Origin of the sequence: Kluyvera intermedia, from assembly GCF_021440345.1 — a bacterium.
Taxonomy (GTDB): Bacteria; Pseudomonadota; Gammaproteobacteria; order Enterobacterales; family Enterobacteriaceae; genus Kluyvera; species Kluyvera intermedia_A.
This window is the reverse complement of record NZ_JAKCNS010000018.1, coordinates 38,101-59,431: the sequence shown is the minus strand read 5'-3', so window position 1 is coordinate 59,431 and position 21,331 is coordinate 38,101. Positions and strand designations below refer to the sequence as shown.

General features: G+C 53.7%; 21 protein-coding genes. 15 read left to right on the top strand and 6 right to left on the bottom strand.

What is annotated here, in order from left to right; all coding sequences use genetic code 11:
- The first annotated feature begins 16 nt into the window (after window positions 1–16).
- The 5 genes from LZ634_RS06125 to LZ634_RS06105 all read left to right on the top strand — a co-directional run bounded on the left by LZ634_RS06125 (window position 17) and on the right by LZ634_RS06105 (window position 5,733).
- Window positions 17–1,009 carry a FecCD family ABC transporter permease gene (locus LZ634_RS06125; protein ID WP_234503131.1) on the top strand — a complete coding sequence of 331 codons (993 nt, stop codon included), beginning with the start codon at window positions 17–19 and terminating at the stop codon, window positions 1,007–1,009.
- Window positions 1,006–1,773, top strand: a complete 768-nt coding sequence (locus tag LZ634_RS06120) for a heme ABC transporter ATP-binding protein (RefSeq protein ID WP_234503128.1) — start codon at window positions 1,006–1,008, stop codon at window positions 1,771–1,773. Before LZ634_RS06125 ends, LZ634_RS06120 begins: the two co-directional genes overlap by 4 nt.
- A gap of 124 nt (window positions 1,774–1,897) precedes the next feature.
- The gene (locus LZ634_RS06115) at window positions 1,898–2,353 is read left to right on the top strand and encodes a hypothetical protein (RefSeq protein ID WP_234503126.1); all 456 of its coding nucleotides are present in this window, start codon (window positions 1,898–1,900) and stop codon (window positions 2,351–2,353) included.
- Window positions 2,354–2,670: 317 nt separating this feature from the next.
- Window positions 2,671–4,710 (top strand): TonB-dependent receptor, encoded by a 2,040-nt coding sequence (locus LZ634_RS06110; protein ID WP_414467730.1) that lies wholly within the window; start codon window positions 2,671–2,673, stop codon window positions 4,708–4,710.
- Window positions 4,711–4,722: 12 nt separating this feature from the next.
- Window positions 4,723–5,733 carry an ABC transporter substrate-binding protein gene (locus LZ634_RS06105; RefSeq protein ID WP_234503121.1) on the top strand — a complete coding sequence of 337 codons (1,011 nt, stop codon included), beginning with the start codon at window positions 4,723–4,725 and terminating at the stop codon, window positions 5,731–5,733.
- Window positions 5,734–5,794: 61 nt separating this feature from the next.
- On the opposite strand, the gene LZ634_RS06100 is transcribed toward LZ634_RS06105, so the two are convergent.
- From LZ634_RS06100 to LZ634_RS06085, 4 genes are all read right to left on the bottom strand, one after another.
- Entirely contained in the window at window positions 5,795–6,901 is a 1,107-nt protein-coding gene (locus LZ634_RS06100) for a fimbrial protein (protein WP_234503118.1), read from the bottom strand.
- Between the two features lie 12 nt (window positions 6,902–6,913).
- The gene (locus LZ634_RS06095; protein ID WP_234503115.1) at window positions 6,914–9,418 is read right to left on the bottom strand and encodes a fimbria/pilus outer membrane usher protein; all 2,505 of its coding nucleotides are present in this window, start codon (window positions 9,416–9,418) and stop codon (window positions 6,914–6,916) included.
- 27 nt (window positions 9,419–9,445) lie between these two features.
- A complete protein-coding gene (locus LZ634_RS06090) occupies window positions 9,446–10,111 on the bottom strand; it encodes a molecular chaperone (RefSeq protein WP_234503111.1) in 666 nt (221 codons plus the stop codon).
- 66 nt (window positions 10,112–10,177) lie between these two features.
- Window positions 10,178–10,759, bottom strand: a complete 582-nt coding sequence (locus LZ634_RS06085; RefSeq protein WP_234503109.1) for a fimbrial protein — start codon at window positions 10,757–10,759, stop codon at window positions 10,178–10,180.
- A gap of 628 nt (window positions 10,760–11,387) precedes the next feature.
- Here LZ634_RS06085 and LZ634_RS06080 point away from each other — a divergent pair.
- The 4 genes from LZ634_RS06080 to LZ634_RS06065 all read left to right on the top strand — a co-directional run bounded on the left by LZ634_RS06080 (window position 11,388) and on the right by LZ634_RS06065 (window position 13,395).
- A complete protein-coding gene (locus tag LZ634_RS06080) occupies window positions 11,388–11,687 on the top strand; it encodes an ArsR/SmtB family transcription factor (RefSeq protein ID WP_234503107.1) in 300 nt (99 codons plus the stop codon).
- 12 nt (window positions 11,688–11,699) lie between these two features.
- The gene (locus LZ634_RS06075; RefSeq protein WP_234503103.1) at window positions 11,700–12,221 is read left to right on the top strand and encodes a rhodanese family protein; all 522 of its coding nucleotides are present in this window, start codon (window positions 11,700–11,702) and stop codon (window positions 12,219–12,221) included.
- Window positions 12,222–12,288: 67 nt separating this feature from the next.
- On the top strand, window positions 12,289–12,468 hold the full coding sequence (locus LZ634_RS06070) for a hypothetical protein (RefSeq protein ID WP_234503100.1): 180 nt from the start codon (window positions 12,289–12,291) through the stop codon (window positions 12,466–12,468).
- 477 nt (window positions 12,469–12,945) lie between these two features.
- Entirely contained in the window at window positions 12,946–13,395 is a 450-nt protein-coding gene (locus tag LZ634_RS06065) for an L-alanine exporter AlaE (protein WP_234503097.1), read from the top strand.
- A 39-nt stretch (window positions 13,396–13,434) separates the two neighbouring features.
- Here the strand turns inward: LZ634_RS06065 and LZ634_RS06060 are convergent, their stop codons facing one another.
- On the bottom strand, window positions 13,435–13,779 hold the full coding sequence (locus LZ634_RS06060) for a DUF2002 family protein (RefSeq protein ID WP_234503094.1): 345 nt from the start codon (window positions 13,777–13,779) through the stop codon (window positions 13,435–13,437).
- Between the two features lie 150 nt (window positions 13,780–13,929).
- Between LZ634_RS06060 and LZ634_RS06055 the strand changes: the two genes are divergently transcribed.
- Window positions 13,930–14,256, top strand: coding sequence for a DUF883 family protein (locus LZ634_RS06055; RefSeq protein ID WP_234503091.1), 327 nt, complete (start codon window positions 13,930–13,932; stop codon window positions 14,254–14,256).
- A gap of 67 nt (window positions 14,257–14,323) precedes the next feature.
- Here LZ634_RS06055 and LZ634_RS06050 read toward each other — a convergent pair whose 3' ends face one another.
- Complete coding sequence (locus LZ634_RS06050) at window positions 14,324–15,673, bottom strand: PLP-dependent aminotransferase family protein (RefSeq protein ID WP_234503089.1); 1,350 nt, start codon at window positions 15,671–15,673, stop codon at window positions 14,324–14,326.
- Window positions 15,674–15,759: 86 nt separating this feature from the next.
- Here LZ634_RS06050 and LZ634_RS06045 point away from each other — a divergent pair, with 86 nt between their 5' ends.
- The 5 genes from LZ634_RS06045 (at window position 15,760) to LZ634_RS06025 (ending at window position 21,259) form a co-directional block, all read left to right on the top strand.
- Window positions 15,760–16,191: a carboxymuconolactone decarboxylase family protein gene (locus LZ634_RS06045; RefSeq protein ID WP_234503085.1), complete on the top strand. Its 432-nt coding sequence runs from the start codon at window positions 15,760–15,762 to the stop codon at window positions 16,189–16,191.
- A 409-nt stretch (window positions 16,192–16,600) separates the two neighbouring features.
- The gene (gene proV, locus LZ634_RS06040; protein WP_234503082.1) at window positions 16,601–17,803 is read left to right on the top strand and encodes a glycine betaine/L-proline ABC transporter ATP-binding protein ProV; all 1,203 of its coding nucleotides are present in this window, start codon (window positions 16,601–16,603) and stop codon (window positions 17,801–17,803) included.
- The gene (gene proW / locus LZ634_RS06035) at window positions 17,796–18,854 is read left to right on the top strand and encodes a glycine betaine/L-proline ABC transporter permease ProW (protein ID WP_234503079.1); all 1,059 of its coding nucleotides are present in this window, start codon (window positions 17,796–17,798) and stop codon (window positions 18,852–18,854) included. The genes proV and proW overlap by 8 nt, the downstream gene beginning before the upstream one ends.
- 82 nt (window positions 18,855–18,936) lie before the next feature.
- Window positions 18,937–19,932, top strand: coding sequence for a glycine betaine/L-proline ABC transporter substrate-binding protein ProX (proX, locus tag LZ634_RS06030; RefSeq protein ID WP_234503076.1), 996 nt, complete (start codon window positions 18,937–18,939; stop codon window positions 19,930–19,932).
- 145 nt (window positions 19,933–20,077) lie between these two features.
- On the top strand, window positions 20,078–21,259 hold the full coding sequence (locus LZ634_RS06025) for an MFS transporter (RefSeq protein WP_234503074.1): 1,182 nt from the start codon (window positions 20,078–20,080) through the stop codon (window positions 21,257–21,259).
- Window positions 21,260–21,331 lie beyond the last annotated feature (72 nt).

The following is a 21,331-nucleotide window of genomic DNA, read 5'->3' as shown; positions in this document are numbered from 1 at the left end:
TTTTATGGAGACTTGCGTGTTTAAGGATTCCCTCTCTTCCTTCAGCGTTTTTATCGGCCTGCTGTTGATACTCGCCACCCTCGTACTGGTTGGTGCCAGCCAGGGGGCACTCAAAATTACCTTCGCCTCTTTACAGGATGAACAATACCGCGACATCTGGCTTAACATTCGTCTGCCGCGCGTACTGCTGGCGGTGCTGGTCGGCGGCGCGCTGGCGACGGCGGGCGTGATTATGCAGGGACTGTTTCGTAACCCAATGGCCGACCCCGGTCTGCTCGGCGTGAGCAGCGGCTCGGCGCTTATGGTGGGCGTGGCGATTATCTTCCCTATCTCGCTCCCGGCGGTGTTCTTGCTGTACGAGCAAATGATCTTCGCCGTCGCCGGGAGCCTGGTGGTGTGCGCGGTGATTTTCCTGATAAGCCTGCGCCATACCCACGGCGGAATGATGCAGCTTTTATTGGCCGGTATTGCCATCAATGCTTTGTGCGGCGCGGCGATTGGCGTACTGAGCTATGTGGGCGATGAGCAACAGCTGCGCCAGTTGACGCTGTGGATGATGGGGAGTCTGGGACAAGCGCAGTGGCCGACGCTGCTGGTCGCCGCTTCATTTGCCGTTCCGGCCATGGTCGCCACCGGCTGGCTGGCGAATACGCTGAACCTCCTGCAGCTCGGGGACGAAGAGGCGCACTACCTTGGCGTTAACGTTAAACGCAGGCGCCAACAGCTACTGCTGCTGAGTTCTCTGCTGGTCGGTGCCGCAGTTTCGGTCAGCGGCGTCATCGGCTTTATTGGCCTGGTGATCCCGCATCTGATCCGCATGACCATCGGGGCCGATCACCGCTGGCTGATTCCCTGCTCAACGCTTGCCGGTGCGAGCCTGTTACTGGTAGCCGATACCCTGGCGCGTACGCTGGTACAACCGGCGGAAATGCCGGTCGGGCTGTTGACCAGTTTGATTGGTGGCCCCTACTTTTTATGGCTGATCCTGCGGACCCGGAGAGCACTATGATTGATGCCCAAAATTTGACCTTCAGCATCAACGGGCGTCGCCTGACCAATAACGTTTCTCTGACGCTGCCCGGTGGTGAAATCGTGGCTATCCTCGGGCCGAACGGCGCGGGAAAATCGACGCTGCTGCGCCAGCTAACCGGTTATCTCCAGCCGGATAGCGGCCACTGCTCACTGTTCGGACGCCCGCTAGGCGACTGGCCTACCGCCGAACTGGCCAAAACGCGTGCGGTGATGCGCCAGAATTGCCATATGGCGTTCCCTTTTAGCGTGATGGAAGTGGTACGCATGGGCCGACACCCGCACCGTACCCGCAACCCGCGCGATGAAACCGAACACATCATGGCACTGTGCGGCTGTAGCGAACTGGCTTCCCGCGACTATCGCCATCTCTCCGGCGGCGAGCAGCAGCGGGTGCAGCTGGCGCGTTTATTGGTCCAGCTTTGGGAACCGGACCCGTCGCCGAAGTGGCTTTTTTTGGATGAACCCACCTCGGCGCTGGATATCCACCACCAGCAGCATCTGTTTCGCCTGCTGCGTCAATTAGTGCAAGAACGGCAGTTCAACGTCTGCTGCGTGCTGCATGATTTGAACCTGGCGGCCCGCTACGCTGACCGCATCATCTTGTTAGAAAAAGGTCAGATTGTGGACAACGGAACGCCGCAGGAGGTGCTCACGGAATCTGCGTTGAGAAACCTTTACCTGGCCGAAATCAGCGTCGCCCACGCCCCTGATAATGCACCGTTAATTATGCTTGATCGATAGCATCCGCGGGGTCGGCTGACGACCCCATTTGGAACACAATGATTCAATTACAGTTTATTCCTAAAGCCTCATCCGTTGGTGTATGCCATTCTTTCTAACGCTCACTAACTGATGAGGAAGTATTATGAAAAAAACAACTATTGCACTATCCGTCCTTCTGCTGGCTTCTCCTGTTTTTGCTGCGACCACACACGCAACTGACGCTACGGTTGCCGCCGCGCAAGAAAACGCGAATACGGCAAAAGAGAAACTGCATCAGGCACAAAACCAGGGCGAAGAGCTGAAGCTGAAATCTAAGCACGCCGCGGAAGATAAAAGTGACAGCGTAGGCAGTCAGGTCAGCGAAGGCGCACAGAAAACCTGGCACAAAACCAAAGAAGGCACCGAGAAAGGGTGGAACGCCACCAAAGAAGGGACGCAGAAAGGCTGGGATAAGACCAAAGATGGCGCCCAGAAAGGTTGGGATAAAACCAAAGAGACCTCCCAAAAAGGGTGGGATGCCACCAAAAAAGGCGCTCAGGAAGGCTGGGATAAAACCAAAGAAGGTGCCGACTCGCTCGAGAAGAAAATTAGCGAGTAATCCCCTGTTCTTTATCGTAAAAAGCCGGATGGAAACATCCGGCTTTTTTTATTTTTAATCGCCATACTGCCCACTTAGCGCTCACCACCTACCACCTCGCTGTATATTGACATACATAACGAATGCTCTCATCATATTCATCACACAAATAATAATAGCTGTTCCCCTCATGCGTAGATGGTAACTCGGTTGCCACCAGTCTTTCCGCTAACAAATTGAATTTAAAAATGTTTAACAATAAAAAACTTCCGTTCGCCACGGGGTTGCTGGCTTTTTCGTGTCTGGCAATCAGCAAACCCGGCTATGCCGAAGAGACGATGGTCGTCTCTGCCGATACCGCAAGCAACAGCAGCGCCTCCGCAGAGACGCCGGCCGCAGAAAAGCAGGCCACGCTGGGTAGCCTTGGCAAACGCGCATTGATTGATGTTCCGTGGTCAGTACAAACCTTGTCAGCGCCGCTGATAAGCCAGCAGCAGCTCAAAAGTGTGAAAGATGTGTACCGCTATATGCCTTCCGTACAGGGTGATGGGGTTCGTCCGCAAACCCGCGGTATGCAGGGCAGCGTGGTACAAAATCACATGATTGATGGCCTGAACGCCGTCTCTACGACCGAATACGCCGCCGAGCAATTCCAGAGCGTAGAAGTGTTAAGCGGGCTCGCCGGTTCGCTATATGGCCCCGCAAACCCGGCCGGGATGTTTAACCTGGTCTCCAAACGCCCGACCGATACCCCGCTACACCGGGTGACCGTAGGGGCGAGTACCGGTAACGGCACGCTCACCGCCATGGACTTCAGCGGCCCTATCGATGACGGCGATCGCGTGAAATACCGTCTCAATCTGCTCAATGACGAAGGCCACGGCTACACCAGCGGTAGCCACAAACGCCGCCAGTTGGCGAGCCTGGGGCTAGACTTCCAGCTCACCGACAAAACGGTGCTGGAGAGCAATTTCAGCTACTACCACTACTATGAGAAAGGCATGCCCGGCTCCTTTGCGCTAGCAAAAGGCGTGCACTTCCCTTCGCCGCTGGACCCAACTAAAGCAAACTACGGCCAGAGCTACGCCGGGAATGACGACGAAACCAGCACCGCCAGCCTGCACATCAAACATGATTTTGACGGCAACTGGCTGCTCGACGTTGGCGTGCTGCGCCAGATAGCCGACCGTGAGTCCACCACCGTCACCAACACGCTGACCGACAATCGCGGCCACTACACCACCACCACCTCAAACTCAGCGGCCAGCCGTTTTACCATCAACAGCTATATGGCAAACCTCACCGGTAGCGTTGACACCGGCTGGCTGGGTCACGATATCAGCGCCGGGGTACGCGGTTTTGTCTGGAAGAACTACAACCCGGTCGCCGGCGGTACCTTCACGCTGGGCAAATCATCGCTTGACGAAAATCCGGTTTATCCGCGCCCGCCGTATCCTGATTTTGACAGCCGTTATCAATCCGCGACCACCACGCAGCATGCCTTCCTGCTGAGCGATACCCTGCACTTCAGCCCGCAGTGGAGCCTGCTGCTTTCCGGTAGCGAAAACCTGTTTACGGTCAGTAACTACAATAAAACCGGCAAGCAGACCAGCGACAAAAAAGACAACGGTGCCAGCGGTTCTGCCAGCCTGATGTATAAGCCCGTGGATAATGTCACCCTTTACACCACCTGGGCCGACAGCATGCAGCAAGGCGATACCGCCCCGGCGGGTGCCAGTAATTCAGGTGAAGTACTCTCTCCATACCGCAGCCAGCAGATTGAATTCGGCGCGAAATACGCCCCTATCAACGATCTGATGCTCTCGGCCGCCGTATTCCAGGCCAAACGTCCGTTTGCCTATACCAACGATGACGGCATTTTCGCCGAGGACGGCACGCAGAAAAACCGGGGGCTGGAGCTGATGGCCGATGGTCACGTCACCCGCAATTTGCGCCTGTTTGGCGGTGCGAGCTGGCTTGATCCGCGCCTGCATGATACCGCCAGCGAAACCGCTGACGGCAAACAAGTCGTTGGCCTGCCGCGCTTCACCGCGAGCATGCTGGCGGTCTACAGCATTGAACAGTTGCCGGGTGTCGATGTGGATACCAACGTGCGCTACGTTGGCCGCCGCGCGACGGATAACGCTAACGACAGCTGGGTTGGCAGTTACACCACTGTGGATGTAGGTAGCAGCTATGCCACGCGTCTGTTCAGTACCCCAGTCACCTTCCGTCTGGACGTCACCAACCTGACTAACCGCCGCTACTGGACCAACGTGGTGCCGGGTGCGCTCACCGGCTACACCGGTGCAGGTAATGCCAGTGCCCAATTGGGTGCGCCGCGTCAGGCACAACTGTCGATGCAGATTGATTTTTAAGGAATCCAAAACATGAAACGTCGCCATGCGTGGTTGCTCTGCGCGTGGCTGGCCTTCCCCACTCTGGCCTCGCGCCAGGTGGTGGATGATGCCGGTCATACCGTTACCGTGCCCGACCAGGTAAACGCCATCGCCGATGGTTGGTTCGCCCACCATTCGGTGCTGATGACGCTGGGTGCGGGGAATAAAATCGTCGCCACCGTCAATCACCCGGACAGCCAGCCATGGATGTTCAAAATCGCGCCAACGTTAAATCAGGCGCTACAGGTTCGCGGCACCGCCTTTAACCCGGAGAGCTTGCTCGCTAAGCGGGTAGACGTGGTGTTTACCTCAAAGGGCAACGATAAAGCGCAGAGCTACCGTCAGGCCGGGCTGCCAACGCTGGAAATGGCGTTTACCGATTACCCGTCGCTGATGAAATCCGTCACCACCACCGCCGAGGTGCTAGGCACTGCCGATGCGCACGCGCGGGCAAAAGCCTACAACCAGTATTTGCAAACGACGCTGGATACCGTCCAGCGTAAAACGCAAAATTTGACTCAGACACAACGCCCTACCGTACTGCATATTCAATCGCTAAAACCCCTGAAGGTCGACGGTAGCCATACGTTGATTGATACCTGGATAAACCTTGCCGGCGGCAAAAATGCGGCGGAGGGAATTGAAGGCAATATGAAAGAGGTATCAGCGGAGCGGGTACTGGCCTGGCAGCCAGACGTTATTATCCTTGGGGCCAACTGCGGCTCGCTGGCGGACTCGCCGTATGCGGAATTGTTCTCGGGGCTCAACGCGGTCAAAAACGGCAAAGTATTGCAAAACCCCGCCGGGGTTTTCCCATGGGATCGCTATGGCACTGAAAGCGCGCTGCAAATCCAATGGGCGGCGCAAATGCTGCACCCGAATCTATTTCCCGGCGTAGAAATGGTGAAGATGACGCAGGATTTTTATCGACGCTTCTTTGATTACCCGCTGAACCACGACGAGGCGCTTCGCATTTTGCGCGCCCAACCGCCGGTGAAGTAGCTTCTGCAAATCAGCAGGCCGGATAACGACATGACCTTATCCGGCACCTAAGCTCATGACCTCAGTTATATACCAGCGTAAAGGTCGCCATGCTGTTAGCTATCCCTGCTCCCACCGAATTTCCTGTCTGCACATACTGCGCGGTGAAATTAATGCGTTCGGCGCTGGCGGCATTGCTGGCCGTGACCTTTTTGAGTAATGGAAGATTGGTCGCCTCGTTTATTTTTACCGCCGTCCCCGCCGCAGGTGCCGGAGCCGGATTACTGCCGTAGCTAAGCTTCACCCCTACGCCGCTAGCGGCACCGCTGACCTGAGTCAGCACCAGGGTATCGGGAAACCCGGGCCCCACTTCCAGGCCAAAGAAACCAATCCGCACATCCGTCGGTTGCGAACAGTAAACCGGAATCGCAAAGCTCTGGGCGCTACCGCCGGTCGTATTCACGCCTTTAAACTCCATTTTATTCACCGAGCCAAGCCCGACGTTAATGGTCGGCGTCGTGACCTGACAGCTGCCGCTGGCACCAATATCGACGTTCAGCGCCGACAGACCAAGAAACGTTGGCGCCGTCGTGGTCGTGCCGTTGCCGGTTGCCGACGACAGCTCCATAAACAGTTTCCCGATCTGTGCCTGCGCATCGACGTTGGTATGATTCCCCCCGGATAACTGAATTTCGCCGGTCTTGTAGAAAGTGACGTAGGCTTTGATAACGATCTCTTTTTGCGTCAGCAGCGCTGGCATATCCGCACTGTCACAGATGGTCGCCGACTGATTCCCCGCCGGAGAAGAACTGCCGTCAATATAGTGCACCGCCCCACCGTTACACTGGAAACCAAGCGAGTAGCCAAGCCCGTCTAGCTTAGTGGAAAAAATGTGGATGCCGTTGATGGCTATCGCCGCACCAGTGGTATCAACCTGCTGATACACCAGACGTTTCCAGCCAGCAGCGGGAACCTGTAAATCACAGGTAAAACGAATACCGCTGCCGTTATCCGCCATGGAGTGCGACATCTGCGAATTGACCGGCAGCGACGGCAGATACTGGATATTCTGCGTGTTGATCGTCATCTCACCCACGGTATTGCTACAGTTTTCCGCCCAGACGCGCGGGCTGCAAACCGCCGCCATCAGCAGGATAAGAGAACAAATAAACCGATAACGTCTGAGCATACTCATGACCTTTTATAAACAGACCGCATTCACCGTTTTCACCGGATTACGCTGTTGATTGCTGGGAAGGTGGAAGTGGACGGTACAGCTCTGCGCAGCGTTGCTGACATCCCAGCGCACCACTATCGCCCCCTGTTCAGGAATACCGCTGAGATAAACCTGCCCCTGATCGGCGACAATACCGGACGCCGCGCCGTCGTCACCCAGCAGTTGAGCGCTGGCACCAAACGGCAGCGGGCCACGAGCACCGCGCAGCGTAAACAGCACGCGGTTGCCGATATGGGTCTGATAATTAGCCTCGACAATAGCGCCACCGCCGGGGATCACCGTTTGTCCTTGCAGTTCAACATCGGTATCGTCCGGCATTGATTCGGTATCAAGACTGATATCGTTTTTACGATAGGCCGTGAGCGTTGGCACGATGGCGTAACCGCGCCAGTCGGTGTGCAGATCGGTACCGTTCTCAATCGCCACATTGTCAGCGCCGGGTGCGCGAACAATGGCAAAACTATCGCCGGTATACTGGCCCAACGTAATGCCGTGCGGATGAGCGACAATAGCCCCTGACGCGCCCCAATTGACCTGATTGCTGGTTTTATCCCGTTGATAACCAAGCTGAGCTTCACCATAGCCACCGCGATAATCGAGCGAGACGCCGCTGTTGCTGCCCTGCCCGTTGTTGCCATAACCCTGCTGCACGCTGTAGTAGAGATTATTTTTCTCCAGCGCCGAGCCATAGAGTGAAACCTGCTGCGAGGTGTAGCCGTTGTTATCCGATGTGGTGCTGTAGCTGACGGAGCTGTCTGGCAGCAGGTCGCCCAGCGGAATATTGATGTTAAAAGACAAAGAACGGTCGGTTTTGTTATTTTCCGACGATTGAGTGAAGTAGTAGCCCAGCCCCCAGGAAACCCCTTTCCACGCGCTGTAAAACCCCACGTGCACCGTGCGATCGCGTCGCGGTGAGCGCCAGTACGTTTGTGCCCAGGCGGAAGCAGACACGCTCCCCATTCCCCCTAGCGGTTGCGAAAACGAAACCTCTTCGCGGCTGCGTTTACTCTCCGTTTCTCCATAGCGCCCTTCCAGCGCATTGGCCTCGCTAAAATCATAGTAACCGAGGGAAGAATAGCGGTAGCTCGCAAGGCTGAGTGTCGTACCGGTGGTGGCGAAGTTTTTTTGATACTGCACGCGCGCCGAGTGCCCGCTGTAGCGCTTCTCTGATGGCGTGCGGGTGATAGCATGGGTGTAATCCACGCCCAGCGAGCCCAGTTCACCAAACCCGCGCCCCAGCCCACCTGACCAGGATTGATAATCCTCTGCCACCTGCATGCCGCCGTAAAAAGTTACATCCGCAGGTAAACCATAGAACAGCGTCGACTGCATAAACTGCGGCCTGCGGGTCTCTGACTGCGTGGAGTAAAAACGGCCAATGCTGACGCTATATTTTATTCGCCCCTGACGCAGCATAAACGGCACGGCGGAAAATGGCTGGGTAAACTTACGCTCGGAGCCATCGCTCTCTTTCACCGTGACTTCAAGGTCGCCGCTTTGTGCGGTGGGATAAAGATCGTTAATAGCGAACGCCCCCGGGGCGACAAACGTCTCATAAATAACGTAGCCATGCTGGGAGACAGTGACTTTGGCATTGCTGTGCGCCATACCGCGAATTATCGGCGCAAACCCGCGCTGACTATCCGGCAGCATCTCCTCATTGGACATCAACTGCGCGCCGCGAAACTGCACGCTGTCGAAAACATCGCCGCTAGTATAAGTGTCACCGATTCGCAGCTGGCTCTTTAGCGCGCGCACGTCATGCTGTAGATAGGTACTTTGCGAACGCCAGCGACGGGTTTTGTCATATTGCATCGAGGCAATGTTACGTAACCGCCAACCGCCAAGATTGATGCCGCTGCGTAAATTCAAATAGTTAGACTGGTAGCTGCTGTTAGTCTGCTGCGTTTGCGCGCCGGTAAGGTTGTAGTCAACAAAAGCCGCCGGAATGCCATCATCCCAGCGGGCCGGATCGACGTAGCCACGGCTTTGGAGGTTCATTGCCGCCTGCGGAATGCTCAGGTTGAGCCGCTGCTCCACAAAATCAAACTGACTGGTGGCATCGGGAATAAATCGCTCAATATGCGTGAGCGTTTCGCCTTCATGCAGCGTATTGAAGGCGGGAAAAGCGCTGATATTCACGCCATACTCGGCAAGCTGAGCCGGGGTTAGGCGCGGCTTTAACGCACCACTGTCCTCAACAAACTCAATGGTTGCCTGACCAACGGGCTCATTATTCACCCACACAGAAACCGGGTAGCTGCCCGGCTGTTGACCACCTGATTTGGCGAAATAGTGCAAATCGGCAGTTTTTTGCTGTGGGTCGGAAAGCTCCACCGCGGCAGGGTCAAAATAGTCGTCCGCCTGCGCAGCGTTTTGATATCCCAACAGCAATAATGCCGTTGGCAGGCAGGCCAGGAGCGCGCAGGCGCTGCGGGAGGCATCATCACCCTGAGCGTCTGAGATCATCTTTTTCACCGTGATAGTCAGCATGGTTTAGCGTTGAGCAAAGTCGGTAACACCGCCGAAATCGTTAATCGCTCGCCACTTCACCGTGCCTGCATGGTGGGCTGGCCATGATTTATTGCTAAAAGGTGCGATCATTCCCGGTTCATCCAGCTCTTCGTTCCCCACCGAGAGGGAGAAAAAGGAGACAAAATAAGGCGTTGGGTTATGCGCTACCAGGCTTGAGCCAAGGGTCTGGAAAGTCAGTTTTTGCCATGCCTCTTCGGCATCCCCGGGTAGATTTTTAGGTCGATAGAATATTTTGAACTTCGACTTAATATTGACCTGAAGTTTATTGGCATCGTCTTTATTTGACGGAGAAATACTCTTTACATTCAGCCAGAATACCGACTCGCGATCCATTGGCAGCGTCGCACCGGTAAAGTTAATACGCAGAACATTTTTTTGTTCAGGGTCAAGGCGAAACAGTGGTGGCGTAACAATAAACGGCGGGGCGTTGTTTTTCGTGGCTGAATAATTATCAACCCACGATTGCACTAAATAAGGAACAGCACTGTCAGCATTTGTCACTGACATGGATGCTTCACGCTTACCTTCTTCATATATTACGCGGGTACCGCCCATGACGATACCCGCCTGAGCCGTTGCTGATAATAAGAGTAGAGAAAGAGACAGGCTCGCGATAAAACGCTGCATAGGAATAACCCATATTACGAAATAGAGTTGAATTTGAGCAGAAGTAATCTTCTGCTCAGGGTTTAATTAGTTATAAACCATATTAAAATCAGCCACGCCGTTGGCGTCGCCGGTGGTTACGACCGCACCGGTAGAGGCGTAATCGGCGAAGAAGGTCAGATCGGCAGTACCTTCAGTCCCGCCAGAAGCTGGCGTAACATCATGCTGTTTACTCACAGAACCCAGTTTGATCACTTGATTCTGGTCATCTTCAAACAGTTTGATACCTACGCCGGTAGCTTTACCTGTGCCCGTATCAACGGCAAGAAGAGAAGCGTTGTTGCTGTCTTTCTTACCATCAAATAGGACTGCAACATGGGAAACTGAATCAGGGCAACCTTTGACTTTAATATGGAAAGCGGTTTTTGTGGTTTCAGTACCCGCGCCGGTAAAATAGCTTTTTGCCCATTTGCCGAGATCGACGGTTTGATTTGCGCTACCGCTATCCACATTGCAGGAAGCATCGGTAATAGAGCCGGTAAAGTTGACCTGACCACCCGGGCCCTGAGTCCCTGCAGAAGAGCCTGGATTGGTCGTCACCGCAGCCGCGGCTACGCCAGATGCCAGTGCGGCGATGACGCATGCCATAACGCGAAATTGTGTTTTCATTCTCACTCTCTTATTGACGTTCATTAGTGCAGATTGCTGGCGCAAAATATTATTTACGCGCCTGCCTGCCGTAAAACCCTCCGTGTTTGTATGGCCTTTATTCCTTTGCAGGGTATTAAATGCGTAACCGTTCCCCTCCGTTTAATTTCCATAAACAGAAAGCATTTGATATTAATTTATTGAGTCAACGGCCAATGCCATTAATGCATTAGAAATACGACGCTAATGATATTCTTATTAAACAGCGATGCAACGCATCCATTTAGTAAAGTAGCAGTGAAAAAATTTAACCTGTTTAAATAAAAATCAACAAGGGTTGTGACATGTTAGTAGTCACCCACAGAAAATAAAACATTAAAAGCATATATCACGAAATAAACTTAACAGTAATAGCATTGCAGTAACGAAATTAACCTTTCCATGCATAGTATTGCATTCGATTTATAACAAAAAATGCGCTGGCATAAATAAAACTAAGAACAATCTCATGAGCAATAGCTCACCATACTGCCGCCAAATATACAATCAGCCGATAAATCAACATATTCATTAACAAATTGATCTTTTGCTGGCGATCTTAATGCATTCAGTTTAGATTTTACTTAATTAAGGGAATACTAAACTAAAGATGAACGACAGCGAACTTCTCCAGACACGCGCCAGCGAAGCCGCCACGCTACTAAAGGCAATGAGCAACCCTAACCGACTGCTGATCCTCTGTATGCTGTGCGATGCCCCAGGAACCAGCGCCGGTGACTTAGCAAAAATCACCGGGTTAAGCCCATCAGCGACCTCTCAGCATCTCGCCAGAATGCGCGAAGAAGGGCTCATTGACAGTCAGCGCGACGCGCAGCGCATTCACTATTTTATTAAAAACGACGCGGTGAAGCAGATCGTCGCCACGTTAAAAACGCTCTACTGCCCCTGAGAGAAACATAAAATGACCGTTGAACACATTTCCCCAGCCGCGGCGCTTGCGCTCATTGAGCAGGGTGCCAGTCTTATCGATATTCGTGATGCCGATGAGTATGCACGTGAACATATTCCTGTCGCCCGGCTGTTGCCGCTGTCTGCACTGGAACAAGGCGCAACGTTGCAGGCAAGCGCTGACAACGTAGTGATTTTTCACTGTCAGTCCGGCAACCGGACGCGCAATCATTTGAGTAAGCTGATTGCCGCCGCCGCACCGGCGCAGGTGAAGGTCGTCGAAGGCGGTATCGAGGCATGGCGAAAAGCGGGTCTGGCGACCGTGGAAGATAAATCGCAGCCTCTACCTCTTATGCGCCAGGTACAGATTGCTGCCGGCGTGTTAATTTTACTGGGCGTCGTGCTCGGGTATAGCGTCTCCAGCGCATTCTTCCTGCTTAGTGCGTTTGTTGGCGCTGGATTAACCCTGGCTGGCGTCACCGGATTTTGCGGCATGGCGCGGCTGCTTGCCATCATGCCGTGGAACCGACGCTGATTTCGTCTCGCGCGAGTCCGCTTCCGACGAGTGTGTTAATGACAATGGATAACAAAGGAGCATCTTGATGTTTGCACCGGGCGATCTGGTTCAACCGAAAATGGGTGGACCAAAATTAAAGGTTATTGAAGCGCACGAAGAGAGCATCGTGGCCGTACAGGCTAGCGATGAACAGGGTAAACAATACACGCTGAAGAACAGCGACGTTGCCCCGTATCAAGAAGACGGTGATTTCGGCGTCTGCTGATATTTTCCGGCGGTGGGCGCAGCTCACCGCATATCCTTTCTCTTATCCCGCCTAACAATGAATGATTACTCAGAAATCACGCATACTTTCAAATAAAAGACAGCAGAATTAAATACTGATCAACCGGCATAAAGTCGGATAAAAAATCCAAACGTGATTAAAATCACAATAAAAACACCAAACTCTCCGTCACGCCAAAAATACCTGCGTTCCTGTCTTTTAACACTATTGCAAAACAATACGCAATATCATGATTTATAAATAAAAAACAAACATAAAAAACAAAAATAGCGCGGCATCAGACAAACAATCTGCTACAGAGTATTTTATCGACAAAAACGTCTTAAATAAAAATTTTTCACTAGTTGTTTGTTTTATTGCAGATAGATAACCTATACACGTCAAATAAACCAAACCAAAACGCCAGTAAACACGATTTTCTCTGTGTTAACCGTCCATTTTTCGAGGAGCATACCGATGTTCTCTGCGCAGTCACGCCTGCGTCATGCGGCAGCAGACACTTTCGCCATGGTTGTCTACTGTTCCGTCGTGAACATGATGATTGAAATTTTTCTCTCAGGAATGACCTTCGAGCAGTCACTTTCATCCCGTCTGGTGGCAATCCCAGTCAACATTATTATTGCCTGGCCATACGGTATGTATCGTGACTTCGTGATGCGACAAGCGGCGAAGATTACCCCGGCGGGTTGGATGAAGAGAGTGGCAGATCCGATTGCGTACATCACCTTCCAGTCTCCGGTGTACGTGATGATTCTGCTGAGTGTCGGTGCTGACTGGCACCAGATAGCGGCAGCAGTCAGTTCAAACGCGGTCATCTCGCTGGTGATGGGTGCCGTTTACGGCTACTTCCTCGACTTTTGTCGTCGCCTGTTCCGTGTCGAACAGTACGCGCAGGCGAAAGCCTGATTGCAGTGAAATAAATGACTGGCCAGGCCAGTCATTTATTTATACGTTCTCGCCAAATAGCCCATCTAAAAACCGCTCTAGCGCCATACGCGAACTAAAGCCATGCGGAATACCGTAATGCTGCTCAACGGCGCCACCAACGTACAGTGGAAATTGCTCATAGTGATCGCACGCTTTAATATCAGAAGCCGGATTGGCATATTTAAAGCTGCGCTCTTTTAATGCCGGATGAATGATCAGCGCCGTGCGCCCCATTCGCGCTTCGCGGTTAACGTAAACGTAATCCTCGCCACGGCAATAGCCGTATGCTTTTGGCGTTACCGCATCCATGGTAAAGCCCGCTTTTTCAAGAACGCGCGCCACCTCGTCAGGTCGTAAATACATATTTTATCCTCGTCATCTTTTACTGCATCGCCACCTTACCGTAATCAGTATTCGCCTCGCTTTCAGATAATTCCACAAACAGTCTCATTCCCGGCAAATTATGTCGAATGGCCTACACTTAAGGTTCTATCAAATTTCGGGGAGACCGTAATGATTAAGCCATTTAACCGCAATGAAGCAGATGAAGAGGCACAGGATATTCATAATGATGTCAGCCAATTAGCTGATAGTCTCGAAGGGATCCTCAAGAGCTGGGCCAGCGATAATAAGGATGAAGTTGAGACCGCCCGCCGCCAGGCGAAATCTCTGCTCAGTGAAACCCGCGCGCGCATTCACGGACGCAGCCGCTTGCAGCAAAGCGTCCGCGATGTTGCCGACACCGCAGATAGTTATATTCACGATAAACCGTGGCAAAGTGTGAGCGCTGCCGCGGCGGTGGGGATATTTATTGGCATATTATTAGGATGCCGTCGATAATATAACCACAATGATGTAGATAATAAAAACGCGTCTGCCCCGGATTATCCCTGATAATCCGGGGTTTTTATTTAATCGCCTCTTTCAACGCCGCAACCTGCTGCTGCGCCATTTTCTGCGAGATAATATTGGTAAAGCTCATAATCAGGCCAGCCTGACCGCTATTGGCGATACGCCAGTCGTTCACCGCCTGTACCGCCAGCCCGGCACACCGGGCCTGATACGCCATCGCCCTGTCATCGCCCTCAACGGCCACCACCATTTGAATTCCCCCTAACTGCTCCACCACCTGAAATCCATTCGCCGCTAGCGCCTCTTCGAGCCAGCGTCGACGCTGCGCATAGTGCACGCGCATTTTCTTCAGATGCCGCCAGAAATGCCCTTCACGCATAAAGTCCGCCAGCGTCTGCTGCCACAGCAGCGGTACCGGGCAGGCCAGGCGCTGCGCCTGGCGACGGAACTCGGCTACCAGCGGCAAAGGCACCACCAGCCACGCCGTGCGCAGCGCCGGGAACAGCGATTTACTGAACGTTCCGGCATAAATAACCCGCTGCGGCGCATCTAGGCTTTTCAACGGCGGCAGCGGCTTGCCAAGATAACGAAACTCGCTGTCGTAGTCGTCTTCGATTATCCATGCCTGATGATGTGCGGCCCAGTCCAGAAGCTGTCGACGCCGGGGTAGCGAAAGCGCAACCCCGGTAGGGCTTTGGTGCGCCGGGGTCAACAGGGCAAAGCGAGCGTCAGGAACCTGCTGCATCGCCCACTCAACGTCCATACCCTCCACGTCCACTGGCACCGGAGAAAGCGTCACGCCCTCTTGTTCGACCACCGGACGAATAAGCGGGAACCCCGGATCTTCTACCCACATTGTTTCGCCGCGTCCGCCCAGCGATTGCAGAATCAGACTCATCGAGGAGGCATACCCTGACGTAATAAATACCTGCTCAGCCTCGCATTCGATACTGCGCGAAAGACGCAAATACTCCACCAGCGCCTGGCGCAACGTGCTTTCTCCGCGCACATCTCCCAGCGCAAGGTCAAAACGCGTCTGGGTTCGTAATCGCCGTCCCATCACCCGGGCCCACAGGCCACGAGGAAAGAGATCCAACGCGGGCAGCCCAAGCTGAAAAGGCTGAGGCTCGGACTGTTCGCCACCAAATCCAAGCGGCGCTGCAGTCACCGGCTGAACGGTTAAGTGATCGCTTACAAACGTCCCCGCCTGCCCGCGTCGCTCAAGCCAGCCCTGGGCCACCAGCTCGCCATAGGCGTTCTCCACCGTCACTCGGGAAACGCCCAGTTCCTGAGCATAAACCCGGCTGGAAGGCAGACGCCTGCCGGAGGCCAGCTCCCCTTGTTCAATTGCGGCCTTAAGCTGTCTGGCTATCTGCTGATAACGCGGGGCATCTTTTGCTTTCATGGTCTTATTTTTTACTCTTAATATGGCTATCTTTTTAAGACCATTATAGTGCTATTTTTGCCCCATCTTGAACGAGGAGTGACATCATGACTGAATTACGCCAACCCTATAGTGAACTGAGTCCAGCCGTCTATGCCGGGCTGGTTCAGGCCAGTATCGCACTGGAAAAAAGCTCGCTGGAACGCACGCTGCTTGAACTGCTGTATTTGCGCGTTTCACAAATTAACGGCTGCGCATTTTGCCTTGAGATGCACAGTAAGGCGCTGCGTAAATCCGGTGTCGATCAGAGCAAACTGGATGCGCTGGCAGGCTGGCGAGTGAGTAATCACTTCAGTGATGCAGAGCGTGCGGCGTTGGCCTGGGCGGAAGACCTGACCCACATTGCCGAAACGCATGCCGAAGACAACGTCTATCAACCGTTGCTGGCGCACTTTAGCGCTGAGCAGATAAGCGATATAACTTTTGCTGTCAGCCTGATGAATGCCTTTAACCGCCTGGCTGTCGGTATGCGAATGTAAGCCATCACCGCCCGTAAATAATCGCTATTTACGGGCGTCATTTTTTGATAATTACCCCATCTATTTCTGGTAAAATATCCCCTGATTTTCACCCGGATATTTCTTTTAAAATCACCATCATCATACAAATACCTCACGGCATTTTTGGTTGAATTATCAGGCAATATTTATAGTGATAATTAGATCTCCACCAGATTTCTTATGCTAATTTGTAAAAAAATCAACCATCCACAATTCGCCCTCAGCCCTTATATCATGGGAAATTCAGCCATAATCACCTTGTCCATATTTCAGATGAGAACAGATTGAGGGTTGTCACATCGTCTCAGTATGCTAGGGTATAAAACAGGTCATTATTTTCATCAGGTAACATATCGACACAAACTAAAAATAGGAAATCTCATATTGCATGGCAGTTAAATTAGAAGTGAAGAATCTTTATAAAATATTCGGCGAACACCCACAGCGAGCATTCAAATATATCGAGAAAGGTTTCAACAAAGAACAAATTCTCGATAAGACAGGGTTATCACTTGGCGTAAAAGACGCCAGTCTGGCCATTGAAGAAGGCGAGATATTTGTCATCATGGGGTTATCCGGCTCCGGTAAATCCACCATGGTACGCCTTCTCAATCGTCTGATTGAACCCACTCGCGGGCAGGTGCTGATTGACGGTATTGATATTGCCAAAATATCCGATGCCGAGCTTCGCGATGTTCGTCGTAAAAAAATTGCGATGGTCTTCCAGTCATTTGCGCTAATGCCGCACATGAGCGTGCTGGATAATACCGCTTTTGGCATGGACTTGGCCGGTGTACCGGCGCAGGAACGTCAGGCCAAAGCGCTGGATGCGCTGCGTCAGGTCGGCCTTGAGAATTATGCCCACGCCTACCCGGATGAACTCTCCGGCGGGATGCGTCAGCGCGTAGGCCTTGCCCGTGCTCTGGCGATTAATCCCGATATTCTATTAATGGATGAAGCCTTCTCGGCGCTCGACCCATTAATTCGCACAGAGATGCAGGATGAACTGGTAAAATTACAGGCCAAACATCAGCGTACCGTGGTCTTTATTTCCCACGATCTCGATGAAGCGATGCGAATTGGTGACCGCATTGCCATTATGCAAAATGGTGAAGTGGTACAGGTCGGTACTCCAGATGAAATTCTGAATAATCCGGCCAATGATTATGTCCGCACCTTCTTCCGCGGCGTCGATATTAGCCAGGTATTTAGTGCCAAAGATATTGCTCGCCGTAATCCGGATGCGCTTATCCGAAAAACGCCAGGGTTTGGCCCTCGCTCGGCCTTAAAATTATTACAGGATGACGATCGTGAATATGGCTACGTCATCGAACGAGGTAATAAATTTGTTGGCATCGTATCCATTGATTCACTGAAAGAAGCGTTACAGGCAAATCAGGGAATTGAGGCTGCGCTTATTCATGAGCCCGTGGCCGTTGATGCACAAACCCCGCTCAGCGAATTACTCTCTCAGGTGGGCCACGCCCCCTGCGCCGTACCGGTTGTTGGAGAAGAACAACAGTACGTCGGCGTTATTTCAAAAAGAATGCTGCTACAGGCATTAGATCGCGAGGGGGCAAACAATGGCTGATCAATCCAATCCGTGGGATACCACACCGGCCGCAGACAGTGCAGCAAATTCTGCTGACGCATGGGGTTCATCAACGCCCGCAGACGGCGGCGGTGCAGACTGGCTGCACAGCGCGCCCGCACCGCAGGCCGAGCACTTCAATATTATGGATCCGTTCCATAAAACGCTGATTCCGCTCGATAGCTGGGTCACTCACGGGATCGACTGGGTGGTGACTCACTTCCGCCCGGTGTTTCAGGGGATACGCGTTCCCATCGACTATATCCTTAGCGCGTTCCAGCAGCTGTTGCTGGGGATGCCGGCGCCTGTGGCTATCGTGCTGTTTGCCTTGATTGCCTGGCAAATCTCCGGTGTGGGAATGGGAATTGCGACCTTAATTTCATTAATTGTCATCGGTGCCATTGGTGCCTGGTCACAGGCAATGATAACCCTCGCGCTGGTGCTTACCGCATTGCTGTTTTGCGTGATAATCGGCCTGCCGCTTGGCATCTGGCTGGCGCGCAGTCCGCGGGCGGCAAAAATTATCCGCCCTCTGCTTGATGCCATGCAAACGACGCCGGCGTTCGTTTACCTGGTGCCTATCGTCATGCTGTTTGGTATCGGCAACGTACCGGGTGTGGTGGTGACCATTATCTTCGCCCTGCCGCCGATTGTGCGTCTGACGATTCTGGGGATTAACCAGGTGCCGGCTGACCTGATTGAGGCCTCGCGCTCTTTCGGCGCCAGCCCGCGCCAGATGCTGTTTAAAGTCCAGCTGCCGCTGGCGATGCCAACCATTATGGCCGGTGTCAACCAGACGCTGATGCTGGCGCTGTCGATGGTGGTTATCGCCTCGATGATTGCCGTCGGCGGTCTTGGCCAGATGGTACTGCGCGGTATCGGCCGTCTCGATATGGGTCTTGCCACCGTGGGCGGCGTGGGGATTGTTATCCTCGCGATCATTCTTGACCGCTTAACCCAGGCCGTTGGTCGCGACTCCCGCAGCCGTGGCAACCGCCGCTGGTTCCATACCGGCCCTGTGGGTCTGCTCCTTCGCCCCTTCACTAAGTAACCATCGTATTGGGCCCGCGCGCGCCCGGGCCAAANNCGCCCCGCCCCAATGCTCCGCAACAATCACTATTAAAGGAACAACGATGCGACACTCATTAGTTTTTGCTACCGCTTTCGCCACTTTGGTTTCCACCAGCGCTTTCGCCGCTGACCTGCCGGGGAAAGGCATTACCGTACAGCCGATACAGAGTACCCTGTCAGAAGAGACCTTCCAGACCCTGCTGGTCAGCCGCGCGCTGGAAAAACTGGGCTACACCGTCGATAAGCCGAACGAAGTGGATTACAACGTTGGCTATACCTCGATTGCCGCCGGTGATGCCACCTTCACCGCCGTAAACTGGATCCCGCTGCATGACGATATGTATGAAGCCGCAGGCGGCGACAAGAAATTCTATCGTGAAGGCACGCTGATCAATGGCGCCGCTCAGGGCTACCTGATCGACAAAAAAACCGCCGACCAGTACAACATCACCAATATCGAACAGCTTAAAGATCCGAAGATTGCCAAATTGTTCGACACCAACGGCAACGGCAAAGCCGACCTGACGGGCTGCAACCCCGGCTGGGGCTGCGAAGCGGTCATTAACCACCAGTTGGACGCCTATGACCTGACCAAAACGGTCGAGCATAATCAGGGGAACTATGCGGCGATGATGGCCGACACCATCACCCGTTTCAAAGAAGGTAAACCGATTATCTACTACACCTGGACGCCGTACTGGGTGAGCGACGTGTTGAAACCGGGTAAAGACGTGGTATGGCTGCAGGTACCGTTCTCCTCCCTGCCGGGCGTACAGAAAGATATCGATACCAAGCTGTCTAACGGTGCCAACTACGGTTTCCCGGTAAGTACCATGCACATTGTGGCCAACAAAGCCTGGGCTGAGAAAAACCCGGCAGCGGCGAAGCTGTTTGCCATCATGAAGCTGCCGCTGTCCGATATCAACGCGCAGAACGCGATGATGCATGACGGTAAATCATCCGAAGCCGACGTTCAGGGTCAGGTTGATGGTTGGGTGAAAGCTCACCAGCAGGTATTTGACGGCTGGATTAAAGAAGCGCTGGCTGCGCAGAAGTAAATTAACGAGCTCCACTACTCCCGGCGCACAAGGTGCCGGGAGTTTCCCCACAATCGCAATGGCACATTCCGCTACGCAACATTTTCCCCCTCCCCGCCGCCTTTCGTTATGATTGCTAACATTCTCCCCAACAATTTCTTAAACAATGACCAAACCTTCGCATGGGCTTAGCCCAGCACTTATCGCCTTAATGTCGATTGCCACGGGGCTGGCTGTTGCCAGTAACTACTATGCTCAACCGTTGCTGGAAACCATCGCCCGCAACTTTTCGCTGAGCGCCAGCCAGGCTGGGTTTATCGTCACTGCCGCCCAGCTTGGTTATGCCTGCGGGCTGCTGTTTCTGGTTCCGCTGGGCGACATGTTTGAGCGTCGTCGGCTGATTGTCACCATGACGCTGCTGTCGGCAGGCGGGATGCTTATCACCGCCAACAGCAGCTCTCTGGCGATGATGATTCTGGGCACCGCCCTCACCGGCCTGTTCTCGGTTGTGGCGCAGCTGCTGGTCCCGCTGGCCGCCACTCTCGCCGCGCCCGAAAAACGCGGTAAGGTGGTCGGGACGGTGATGAGCGGACTGCTGCTGGGCATCTTGCTGGCACGTACCGTCGCCGGGCTTCTGGCAAGCCTCGGTGGCTGGCGTACCGTTTACTGGGTTGCCACCGTGCTCATGGTGCTGCTGGCGCTGGCCCTGTGGCGCGGTCTGCCAACGCTCAAACAGCAGAACCACCTCAACTATGGGCAACTGCTGGGGTCGATTTTTAGCCTCTTTACTCGCGATAAACTGCTGCGCACCCGCGCGCTGCTGGGCTGCCTGACCTTTTCCAACTTCAGCATTCTGTGGACTTCGATGGCATTTTTGCTGTCCGGCGCACCGTTTAACTACTCGGAAGCCACCATCGGCCTATTTGGCCTGGCGGGTGCCGCAGGGGCGCTGGGCGCACGTCCGGTTGGCGGGCTGGCCGATAAGGGTAAAGCGCATCTGACCACCACGTGGGGGCTGGTGCTCCTGCTGCTGTCATGGGTAGCTATCTGGTTTGGACACACTTCGGCAATCGCGCTAATTGTCGGCATTCTGGTGCTCGACCTGATGGTGCAGGGTGTACACATCACCAACCAGACGGTCATTTACCGGGTGCAGCCCGATGCGCGTAACCGTCTGACGGCAGGCTATATGACCAGCTACTTTATCGGCGGCGCGGCAGGTTCACTGCTATCGGCCTCAGCATGGCAGCATGCGGGCTGGCTGGGCGTTTGTCTGGCGGGTAGCCTGATGGCAGTGGCCAATTTGCTGGTGTGGTGGTGGGGCTATCACCGTCAGGAAGCGGAATAAAGCAGCGAACGCCGGGTCCAGTCGCCCGGCGCGCGTATGTCATAGATTATCTACATAAATTACGGCAATTAA

Excerpts from the sequence above, each read along its gene's own strand:
- LZ634_RS06120 (WP_234503128.1), top strand. The coding sequence starts at position 1,006 with ATGATTGATGCCCAAAATTTGACCTTCAGCATCAACGGGCGTCGCCTG.
- LZ634_RS06115 (WP_234503126.1), top strand. The coding sequence starts at position 1,898 with ATGAAAAAAACAACTATTGCACTATCCGTCCTTCTGCTGGCTTCTCCT.
- LZ634_RS06110 (WP_414467730.1), top strand. The coding sequence starts at position 2,671 with ATGGTCGTCTCTGCCGATACCGCAAGCAACAGCAGCGCCTCCGCAGAG.
- LZ634_RS06105 (WP_234503121.1), top strand. The coding sequence starts at position 4,723 with ATGAAACGTCGCCATGCGTGGTTGCTCTGCGCGTGGCTGGCCTTCCCC.
- LZ634_RS06100 (WP_234503118.1), bottom strand. The coding sequence starts at position 6,901 with ATGCTCAGACGTTATCGGTTTATTTGTTCTCTTATCCTGCTGATGGCG.
- LZ634_RS06095 (WP_234503115.1), bottom strand. The coding sequence starts at position 9,418 with ATGATCTCAGACGCTCAGGGTGATGATGCCTCCCGCAGCGCCTGCGCG.
- LZ634_RS06090 (WP_234503111.1), bottom strand. The coding sequence starts at position 10,111 with ATGCAGCGTTTTATCGCGAGCCTGTCTCTTTCTCTACTCTTATTATCA.
- LZ634_RS06085 (WP_234503109.1), bottom strand. The coding sequence starts at position 10,759 with ATGAAAACACAATTTCGCGTTATGGCATGCGTCATCGCCGCACTGGCA.
- LZ634_RS06080 (WP_234503107.1), top strand. The coding sequence starts at position 11,388 with ATGAACGACAGCGAACTTCTCCAGACACGCGCCAGCGAAGCCGCCACG.
- LZ634_RS06075 (WP_234503103.1), top strand. The coding sequence starts at position 11,700 with ATGACCGTTGAACACATTTCCCCAGCCGCGGCGCTTGCGCTCATTGAG.
- LZ634_RS06070 (WP_234503100.1), top strand. The coding sequence starts at position 12,289 with ATGTTTGCACCGGGCGATCTGGTTCAACCGAAAATGGGTGGACCAAAA.
- LZ634_RS06065 (WP_234503097.1), top strand. The coding sequence starts at position 12,946 with ATGTTCTCTGCGCAGTCACGCCTGCGTCATGCGGCAGCAGACACTTTC.
- LZ634_RS06060 (WP_234503094.1), bottom strand. The coding sequence starts at position 13,779 with ATGTATTTACGACCTGACGAGGTGGCGCGCGTTCTTGAAAAAGCGGGC.
- LZ634_RS06055 (WP_234503091.1), top strand. The coding sequence starts at position 13,930 with ATGATTAAGCCATTTAACCGCAATGAAGCAGATGAAGAGGCACAGGAT.
- LZ634_RS06050 (WP_234503089.1), bottom strand. The coding sequence starts at position 15,673 with ATGAAAGCAAAAGATGCCCCGCGTTATCAGCAGATAGCCAGACAGCTT.
- LZ634_RS06045 (WP_234503085.1), top strand. The coding sequence starts at position 15,760 with ATGACTGAATTACGCCAACCCTATAGTGAACTGAGTCCAGCCGTCTAT.
- proV (WP_234503082.1), top strand. The coding sequence starts at position 16,601 with ATGGCAGTTAAATTAGAAGTGAAGAATCTTTATAAAATATTCGGCGAA.
- proW (WP_234503079.1), top strand. The coding sequence starts at position 17,796 with ATGGCTGATCAATCCAATCCGTGGGATACCACACCGGCCGCAGACAGT.
- proX (WP_234503076.1), top strand. The coding sequence starts at position 18,937 with ATGCGACACTCATTAGTTTTTGCTACCGCTTTCGCCACTTTGGTTTCC.
- LZ634_RS06025 (WP_234503074.1), top strand. The coding sequence starts at position 20,078 with ATGACCAAACCTTCGCATGGGCTTAGCCCAGCACTTATCGCCTTAATG.